Raw genomic sequence first — 9,250 nt, 5'->3', positions numbered from 1 at the left:
AATTTGCCTGGCGGCTTTAGCGCGGTGGTCCCACCTGACCCCATGCCGAACTCAGAAGTGAAACGCCGTAGCGCCGATGGTAGTGTGGGGTCTCCCCATGCGAGAGTAGGGAACTGCCAGGCATCAAATAAGAAGAACCCCGTACCGTAAGGTGCGGGGTTTTTTCGTGCCTATTATTCATACCCAAAATCTTCCCTCTGTACGGCAAACCGGGCAATATCTGGCTAAAATAGTGAGACACACCGTGATGTTGAGGTTATTTTGCCGAACCGCCCCTTTAATTATCAGCAGGATTTCGCTAATACAAATTTTCGCACTCATCCTGAACGCTATCAGGTCGGGCGAGGGGAACAAGGCGTTCTGTCAGTTGAACCCTATAAAAGCGAAATTTTGCCTCACTGGCGATATAAAAATGCTGAAGTTGCCACCACCTCTGCGCAGGAAATCTATGCGCTATTTGAGCAATACCGCCAGCAAAACGATTTTGTGGGAATGGATATGGCAAGAAAATTCATTCAAATGGGATATACCCGTGCAAGGCGCTATGCCAATCACAAGGGTGGAAAAAAATACGATGAAGAGGGCAATGTTCGGCCATTAGATCACGACCCTGTCAAAGCGGAAGCGGCTGGGATCTTTAAAGAATGGTGGGATAAAATTCGCGCCGATCGGGATTATGTGCAACGAAAACAGGCGCATCAAAAACAGTGGGGATGAGTCAGCGCTTACTCTCGCTAATGTTCCGCTAGCTGCCAGACAGCGTAACCGGTCGTTGCACCCGCTACATCCCAGGCAAAGTCTTTCCAGCTCCATCCACTTCCTTCAGCGCGACTATCCCAGAGCTCTTTCGATGCCCCAAGGCTGACAGAAAACATAAACCCAATGGCCGCGCTGCGGTCGGGACTGTGACCCTGATGCTGCGCATATTCATTTCCGGCGGCGGAGAGCATAGCTGATGCAAGAAAGTGCTGGGCTTTATCCTGGCCCTGCCAGCGATCGTTTGCCGTATGGCTGCAGCCTGTCAGAAACATAACAGTGAGGATCAAAGCTAAACGCATAGCGGATTCCATAAAAAAGCCCCGTCGAAGACAGGGCCTGTGGGTTACAGAATACGGCTGATTAAGCGGTCGATTCGGATACGGCGTAAACGACGAATCAGCTTACGCACTTTGACCGGGTAATCGGCGATGCTTTGCAGATCGCGATAGTGACGCACCGCCGTGGTATGAGTGCGAATCAACTCCAGCTCACGATCGCGCTGGGCTGCGAGCTCCTGGCGTGGATCGTGGATCAAAATAGCGTTCTCAAGATCCAGACGCCATGCGCGCGGGTTAAGGTTGTTCCCCGTGAGCAGCATCCATTCATCATCAACCCACATCCCTTTCAGATGATAGCTATTGTCTTCATCTTTCCAGAGGCGCACGACCAGCTGATCGGTATTAACATAATACTGCAGACGGCTGAGGAAACGACGCAGGTTAATCTCGTAAAGATAAGGCAGCGCGCCAATGATTTTAAACGGCTGATCTTCCGGGATAAAGAAGTCGTTAGCCGTTTTATCACCGACAATAATTTCCACCTTTTTACCGTCGCGCAGAAGCTGAATAATATTGCGCACCAGTACAGCCGGCAGGTTGAAGTATGGCGTGCAAATCGTCAGCTTATGCTCTGTGCAGGGCATCAGATGAAAGATGGTTTTATTGAGCAGGCTCGATTTACCGAGACCCACTAATGGCGTCACTGCGAGCTGCTCGTTATCAGCATCACCCTGGAAATGGAAAGTGGCATCGCGCAGTTCCTGACGCAAAACGCGAATGTCGTTTTTGATCTCCGGGCTTTTTGGCCGATGCGGATCGTCAAGGCGATTCACGCCGCGACCCTGTATCAGGTTCTGATCCACCCATTCGAACATAACGTCAGTCATCCGGGCATTGCGGACCAGGTGGTAGCGGTCGTAGCGGTACTTATCGAGCTGATGGAGATAGACATCATTCAGACTGGCGCCACTGTACAGCACGCTGTCATCAATAATGAAGCCTTTAAAATGGAGGACGCCAAGCGCTTCGCGGGTATTCACCGGCACGCCATAAACGGGCACATCGACGCCTGGGTTTTCCTGGGCCATTCGGCAATACCAGTCGGCATTGGTGTTAGAGGCGGCGGCGCCAATGCGTCCGCGCTGACCACGGTGCCAGTCGACCAGAACGCGAACGTCAAGCTCCGGGCGCAGACGTTTGGCATCATACAGTGCACGTAAAATGGCGCTGCCACCCTCATCCTGTTCAAGATAAAGGGCGATAATGCAGATACGGTGCGTTGCGCTGGCAATTTTTTCCAGAAGCGTATCCCGAAATTGGGCGGGAGCATAAAAGAACGTTACATCATCAACTGATTGAGAAATCTTCGGTAGTTGAGCAAGGTGTTGTTGATGTTTATTACGCTTAAATTTTGACAACATCACAGTGCGTTTCTTCTCTGTTCATTGAAGGATTATATGTACTATGCAGACGACATAAGCCGGCAATGATACCACCAGTGCCGTTTAAAGTGGTCAACATTTCCAGTACCTTACTCTTGTTTACCTGCTGGCATCAGCTGCAGCGTCAGTCCGACAATGCCCTCTTCGAGCTGGACATCAACAGTGAAGCCTAATTTCCGCGCCAGAGCGACCATGCCACGATTGTTGGGCATCGTAATGCCATTCAGACGGAGAAGCCCGTGATCGCGCGTGTAACCGATAAGCTTTTCCAACAGCTTTCTTCCCAGCCCCAGGCCTTTCAGATCTGAGCGGACAAGCACGGCAAATTCCGCATCGACATTATCCGGATCGGAGATCGCACGCGTGACGCCAAGGATCTCATCGCCTTCCTCCGTTCGTCGAACGGCTACAAAAGCCATTTCCCGATCGTAGTCGATCTGCGTCATATTGGCTAAATCTTCATGGGTAAATTCGTTGATTTCGCTAAAGTAGCGATAGTACAAATCTTCTTTTGTCACCTGCGCAATAAAGCGCTGAAGCTGCGGTTCATCTTCCGGAAGAATGGGGCGAAACAGCGATGGTTCGCCATTTTTCATCTCTACCCATTCTTCAAGCTGATGAGGGTACGGACGGATGGCGAGTCGGCTTTCGCGGTCACCGGTATATGCGGCAACCTCCAGCGTGACATCCAGCGCGGTCAGCTCACAGCCCGATACCAGTAAAGGATGAATATCCAGGCGCTGAATTTCCGGGCTGTCGACAATCAGGTTCGAGACTTGCACCAGAAACTGGCTGAGTGCGGCAATGTCCAGTGGGCGCAGGGCGCTGCGACCGCGGATCTTCTTACTCTTGATCGCCTGGATCACCAGATAGCGCGCCAGGTTCATGTTTAGCGGAGGTAGAGCAACGACCGCCTGTTCTTCCGGGCGCCACTCAACGCCTCCCTCGCCCAACATGATTAGCGGACCAAACACCGGATCCTGTTCGACAACCACTCGTAGCTCTTGTGCCCCCGCGCGGTTGGCCATACTTTGCACCAGCAGGCCGTGGATCCGCGCCTGAGGCCAGGCCATTTTTACACGATCGACGATCGCATCCGCAGCCTGTTGAACTTCCGCAGCGGTGCGCAGATACAACATCACTCCCTGAACTTCAGATTTATGGGGGATATCGGGTGAACGCAGCTTCAACGCCACCGGATAACCGATCTGTTCGGCAATGTGCACCGCTTCTGCGCTATCGCTGGCAATCCAGGTTGCCAGAGTATGCATGCCGTAGGCATTCAGAATGGGTTGCACTTCATGGGTGTCAAGCCGCCGTACACCGTCGTCAATGGCACTTTGCAACAGGCTGCGTACGTGGCCGGTATTTGCCGTCAGATTGCCCGGCAGGGCAGGGGTTTCCCGCAGCTGCTTCTGGTTACGCCGGTACTCAACCATATGCATAAAGGCAGTGATCGTCCCTTCCGGGGTGCGATAGGTTGGTAACCCCGCTTCACTGAACAGACGGCGCGCCTCCTGAGAGGAGAACTCACCGCACCAGTTGGTCAGCAGAGAGACATACTTCCCGCGAGGATGCTTATTGATCACTTCAATCAGAGAGCGAGCACTTTCACTGCCGGGTGCCACGGCGCTGGGAGAGTGAATCACCATCAGAGCGTCAAAATCCTGGCTATCCAGCAAAATATTCAGGGCGCTGAGATAGTGATCGCTGCTGGCGTCATCACGGAGATCGAGTGGATTGCCAGGCTCCACGCCGGGCGGCATGGCATCCTGCAGGCGCGATAGCGTCGGTTCGCTAAGCGTGGCGAGTTTGCCATTACGCAGCCAAAGCTCGTCCAGCGCCAGTGCTGCCGGTGCGGCACCGTTGCTGATAATCATCAGTCGCTCACCCCGCAGCGGACGCATATGGCTGAGCGTTTCTACCGCTGAGAAGAGCTCGTGCGTATCCTGCACGCGTAGCAACCCAGCACGCTGAATAGCGGCATCCCATGCCGGGTCCATCCCCGAATGCGAATGCAGCAGGCGCTGGGCGGCCGGGCTACGGCCACTTTTGATGACCAGAATGGGCTTATTGCGTGAAGCACTGCGCGCGGCCGAGACAAAGCGTCGCGCGTCGCTGAGATGCTCAAGGTACAGCAGGATGGCACTGGTTTTGGTATCTCTTGCCAGAAAATCCAGCAGTTCATCAACATCAATATCCAGCCCATCACCGAGGGCGATGAAATAGGAGAAGCCCATTTCGCGCTGCTGGGCCCAGTCGAGGATCGTATTTGAAACCGCTGCCGACTGGGAGATAAAGGCCAGCTTACCTTTGCGAATGGGAACAGGAGAGAAACTGGCGTTCAGCCCTTGCCACGGCGCCAGAAGTCCCAGGCTGTTTGGCCCCAGCAAACGCATCTGGTATCGCGTGGCGCAGGCCAGCAACGCGGCCTGCTGTTCAGACGGCGAAGAGAGAATAATGCAGGTTTTACAGCCTTTTTTCCCCAACGCCTCAAGTAACTCAATGTTGCGTTTGGCGTGAACGCAGAGCACCGCGAGATCGGGAATGAAGGGCAGGCTGTCGACATCTGGCCAGGCGAGTACCCCGAGCACCGCTTTATAAGCAGGCGTCACTGGCAGTACCGGGCCGTTAAAACCGCCTGCCAGCAGGTTTCGCATCATCAGATAACCGGCGCGATCGGGTTTCATCGATGCGCCAATAACGGCGATGGATTTAGGGCGGAGTAACGCTTCTAACCCGCGCTGGCTCATGCAAGTCTCCTGAAAAGGCGAATGACCTGATGATTTTAAACGCTTTCCAGCTCCGCTGCTGTGATGCTTCCCGTACGATTAGGTTTTCCCGCCAGATAGCGTTCGCGAAAATAAGAGAAGTGATTGCCCAACGCGTTTGCCGCCTCGATGTCGCTCGCCAGATCCAACAGGGCAATGGCCACTTCGGCGGTGCAATACTGGCCCTCGGCATGTGCTTCACGCAGTCGGTAAGCGGATACGCGGGACAGATCGACAGAGATTACCGGCAACGCATCCAGATAAGGACTCTTACGGAACATTTTGCGCGCTTCGGTCCAGGTGCCATCCAGCATGATAAACAGCGGCGGCTTTCCACAAGGGGGGGCGGCAAGCACCTGGCGCTCCGCACCTGCATAGGATGCCGGGAACACCACCATTGGCTGATAATCTGGGCTGGCGACCAAATCCAGCAGTGCCTGCGGCGGCTCGGTGCGTGACCACTGGAAGGCGGCGGTATCCGGTAAGATATCGGCGATCAAACGACCGGTATTGCTGGGCTTCATCGGTTCGGTATCAAACATCACCAGACAGAACCGGCTCCGGGCGTGGCTGGGTGCCAGAGTGGCGCACAGGCACTGTTTTAACGGCAACAGACAGCGTTGGCAGCGTCGAACACGGTTACCACGGGCAAGAAAAGGGCGGGTTGCGCGGGCCAGGCGTTCGGCACGCAATTGCAGTACGGCGTTATCAGTCATGGGGGGGAGCGCAGGAAAAACGCCATTCTCGCAGAGGCGAGAGCGGGGCACAAGTTACGTGCCCCGGAATGTCAGAGAGATTCGTTCAGCCAGCTATCAAAGGGGGCTTTTGGCACTGCGCCATTCAGCATGTCCACGACTTCACCCTGTTTAAAAATCATGATGGTTGGAATACTGCGAATGCGGAAACGGGCGCTAAGCTCAGGTTCAGCTTCGGTGTTGACCTTAACGAAACGCACTTTGCCGCTACGCTCTTCAGCGACATCTTCAAAGATCGGCGCAAAATTACGGCACGGGCCACACCAGGGTGCCCAGAAGTCGACAACTACGGGCAGATCGTCCTTGAGGAGTTTATCCAGAGTTGCACCGGTAGCATTAATGACATCACCATCGAACAATTCCTCACCGCAGCGACCGCATTTTGCACCATCATCAATTCGATCGTCTGGAATGCGGTTAAGGGCCTGGCAGTTGGCACATACGGTATTCATAACTAACCTCAGGTAGAGCAGGGGGAGCAAACCGGCATGACGCCGATCATGTTTCTAATATGTTACATATTATCAACGACCCTGTTTGAAACGACAATGCGTTTTATTCAATGAGAACAATAGTCACAGGCTTTGATACGAAGTAATGGCTATGCGCGGGTACATCGGGTAATCTGCGCGCTTCGCGCAGCGCTGGTGGAGAAAAGCATGAACGACGAATTGAAAAACAAAAGCGGCAAGGTCAAAGTGATGTATGTCCGCAGTGATGATGACTCAGATAAACGCACCGAAAATCCGCGTACCGGAAAAGGTGGCGGACGTCCAGGGCCATCTCGTGCAGACGGTGGCCGTCGCCCCGCCCGCGATGAAAGAAATAGCCGCGGTGATGACCGCAAACGCGACGATCGCAAACGTGACGATCGTAAACGCGATGATTTTAAACGTGATGACTTTAGTCGCGATGCGTCCCCATGGCGCACTGTTTCTCGCGCTCCAGGCGTTGAATCGACGGCACCTGTCGATCATGGCAGCATGAGCGGTAAAACGGTTATCGATCCTGAAGTTATCCGTCGTCAACGTGCGGAAGAAACCCGTGTGTATGGCGAAAATGCCTGTCAGGCCCTGTTCCAGAGCCGCCCTGATTGCATCGTTCGCGCCTGGTTTATCCAGAGCGTTACGCCGCGTTTCAAAGAAGCGCTGCGCTGGATGGCGGCCAACCGTAAAGCTTATCACGTTGTAGATGATGCTGAGATCGCCAAAGCGTCTGGCACCGAGCACCATGGTGGTGTTTGCTTCATCATCAAAAAACGTAACGGCACCACCGTAGAGCAGTGGGTCAGCCAGGCTGATGAAGACGACTGCGTGCTGGCGATGGAAGATGTGGGTAACCCACATAACCTGGGCGCAATGATGCGCAGCTGCGCACATTTCGGTGTCAAAGGCGTGCTGCTGCAGGATGCAGCGCTGCTGGAATCTGGTGCTGCAATCCGTACTGCAGAAGGCGGAGCGGAACACGTTCAACCGATCACCGGTGACAGCGTACTGGATGCAATCGAGCAGTTCCGTAAAGCTGGCTATTCCATTGTGACGACGTCCAGCCACAAGGGCACTACGCCGCTGTTTAAAGCAACATTGCCGCGTAAGATGGTACTGGTGCTGGGTCAGGAGCGTGATGGTTTGTCTGATGCAGCATTGGAAAGTGCCGATCTCAGCGTTTCTATCGATGGCACCGGCAAAGTTGAAAGTCTCAACGTTTCCGTTGCAACCGGTGTGCTGTTAGCCGAGTGGTGGCATCAGAACAAAGCGTAATCAGGCTTTGCTTGTAGGCCCGGCGACTGCCGGGCAATGTGCCGGGGGGGCGGCTTCGCCTTACCCGGCACACAAAACGTATTTACTCGCTCTCGGCCGGTAGCACCGGCATCCAGTCAATTGGCGTTTCTCCCTGTTTTTCCAGCCATTCATTTGCCAGTACAAAATGACGACATCCCATAAAACCGCGATGTGCTGACAGCGGTGAAGGGTGCGGCGCTTTCAGCACATGGTGACGCTGGGTATCAATAATTGCCCCTTTCTTCTGCGCATGTGCACCCCACAGCAAGAACACTACACCTTCGCGGTGCTGGTTAATCAGGCTTATCACTTTATCCGTAAACGTTTCCCAACCCAGACTGGCATGTGAATGCGCCTGTCCGGCACGTACCGTCAACACCGTGTTCAGCAGCAGCACGCCCTGTCGCGCCCAGCTTTCCAGGTAACCATGTGCCGGTCGGCTAAAACCCGGTACCGAAGCTTCAAGTTCTTTATACATGTTCAGCAACGACGGCGGCGTCGCCACCCCCGGACGCACGGAAAATGCCAGTCCGTGGGCCTGATCCGGCCCGTGATAAGGATCCTGACCGAGGATCACCACTTTCACATCGCCCAGTTCGGTAAAGCGAAAGGCGTTAAAGACATCTTTCTGCGGGGGAAAAATGGTGATATCTGCCTGGCGTTCGGCGGCAACGGTATTCAGGGTATTCACGAAATAGGGCTGCTGTTTTTCATCGGCCAGTACGTCGTGCCAGGTCAAAAGGGTTGTCATCTCGCTCTCCTGCGAATTTTCTCTGCGTCTAGCTTAACTGCTTATGACGACGGAGCAAAATCGACAGGCCAAAAACGGCATCCTGCTGAATAATATTTAAAAATTATTAAAAAAGTTGAAATCAGGCAGGGGTTAAAATTGATATAAAACAATAACACTAAGTCATCACCCTTGTTCTGGTGTGGTTTTTATTGATTTAGGTCAATGAATGACGGGTGGTCGACTGATATATATACACTCAAGCAACAATGGTTTTACCAATTGCCCTGAACAGGGCAGACACCTAATACTGTCGTTTAAGGGAGAAACATATGATTACGGGTATCCAGATTACTAAAGCTGCAAATGACGACCTGCTGAACTCTTTCTGGCTGCTGGACAGCGAAAAGGGCGAAGCGCGCTGCGTTGTCGCGAAAGCCGGTTTTGCTGAAGATGAAATTGTACCGGTAAGCAAATTGGGCGAAATCGAATATCGCGAAATCCCAATGGAAATCAAACCGGAAGTGCGCGTAGAAGGTGGTCAGCATCTGAACGTTAACGTTCTGCGCCGCGAAACGCTGGAAGATGCGGTGAAACACCCGGAAAAATATCCGCAGCTGACGATTCGCGTTTCAGGCTATGCCGTTCGCTTCAACTCACTGACGCCAGAACAGCAGCGCGACGTTATTGCTCGTACCTTTACCGCAAGCCTGTAAGGTTCGCTGGAAATAAAA

Annotated in this window: 9 protein-coding genes and 1 rRNA gene; 4 read left to right on the top strand and 6 right to left on the bottom strand. The window is 53.6% G+C overall.

What is annotated here, in order from left to right; all coding sequences use genetic code 11:
* Window positions 1-6: 6 nt before the first annotated feature.
* Together rrf and M8013_RS17685 are read left to right on the top strand one after the other, a co-directional pair.
* A 5S ribosomal RNA gene (gene rrf / locus M8013_RS17690) occupies window positions 7-122 on the top strand.
* Window positions 123-261: 139 nt separating this feature from the next.
* A complete protein-coding gene (locus M8013_RS17685; protein ID WP_271269087.1) occupies window positions 262-717 on the top strand; it encodes a DUF4385 domain-containing protein in 456 nt (151 codons plus the stop codon).
* A gap of 17 nt (window positions 718-734) precedes the next feature.
* Here the strand turns inward: M8013_RS17685 and M8013_RS17680 are convergent, their stop codons facing one another.
* The 5 genes from M8013_RS17680 to trxC all read right to left on the bottom strand — a co-directional run bounded on the left by M8013_RS17680 (window position 735) and on the right by trxC (window position 6,457).
* Window positions 735-1,058 (bottom strand): YfiM family lipoprotein, encoded by a 324-nt coding sequence (locus tag M8013_RS17680; RefSeq protein WP_271269086.1) that lies wholly within the window; start codon window positions 1,056-1,058, stop codon window positions 735-737.
* Window positions 1,059-1,102: 44 nt separating this feature from the next.
* Window positions 1,103-2,458, bottom strand: a complete 1,356-nt coding sequence (gene pssA, locus M8013_RS17675) for a CDP-diacylglycerol--serine O-phosphatidyltransferase (protein WP_271269110.1) — start codon at window positions 2,456-2,458, stop codon at window positions 1,103-1,105.
* 110 nt (window positions 2,459-2,568) lie between these two features.
* Window positions 2,569-5,232, bottom strand: a complete 2,664-nt coding sequence (locus M8013_RS17665) for a bifunctional acetate--CoA ligase family protein/GNAT family N-acetyltransferase (RefSeq protein ID WP_271269085.1) — start codon at window positions 5,230-5,232, stop codon at window positions 2,569-2,571.
* A gap of 35 nt (window positions 5,233-5,267) precedes the next feature.
* Entirely contained in the window at window positions 5,268-5,966 is a 699-nt protein-coding gene (gene tapT / locus M8013_RS17660; RefSeq protein ID WP_271269084.1) for a tRNA-uridine aminocarboxypropyltransferase, read from the bottom strand.
* Window positions 5,967-6,037: 71 nt separating this feature from the next.
* Window positions 6,038-6,457, bottom strand: coding sequence for a thioredoxin TrxC (gene trxC, locus M8013_RS17655; RefSeq protein WP_271269083.1), 420 nt, complete (start codon window positions 6,455-6,457; stop codon window positions 6,038-6,040).
* Window positions 6,458-6,664: 207 nt separating this feature from the next.
* Here trxC and M8013_RS17650 point away from each other — a divergent pair, with 207 nt between their 5' ends.
* The gene (locus M8013_RS17650) at window positions 6,665-7,765 is read left to right on the top strand and encodes a tRNA/rRNA methyltransferase (RefSeq protein ID WP_271269082.1); all 1,101 of its coding nucleotides are present in this window, start codon (window positions 6,665-6,667) and stop codon (window positions 7,763-7,765) included.
* An 82-nt stretch (window positions 7,766-7,847) separates the two neighbouring features.
* Here M8013_RS17650 and ung read toward each other — a convergent pair whose 3' ends face one another.
* Entirely contained in the window at window positions 7,848-8,537 is a 690-nt protein-coding gene (gene ung, locus M8013_RS17645) for a uracil-DNA glycosylase (protein ID WP_271269081.1), read from the bottom strand.
* Window positions 8,538-8,848: 311 nt separating this feature from the next.
* Between ung and grcA the strand changes: the two genes are divergently transcribed.
* Entirely contained in the window at window positions 8,849-9,232 is a 384-nt protein-coding gene (gene grcA, locus M8013_RS17640; RefSeq protein ID WP_271269080.1) for an autonomous glycyl radical cofactor GrcA, read from the top strand.
* The last annotated feature ends 18 nt before the right edge of the window (window positions 9,233-9,250 follow it).

This window comes from Silvania confinis (assembly GCF_025564085.1).
Lineage (GTDB): Bacteria > Pseudomonadota > Gammaproteobacteria > Enterobacterales > Enterobacteriaceae > Enterobacter > Enterobacter confinis.
This window is presented reverse-complemented; position numbering and strand designations above follow the sequence as displayed.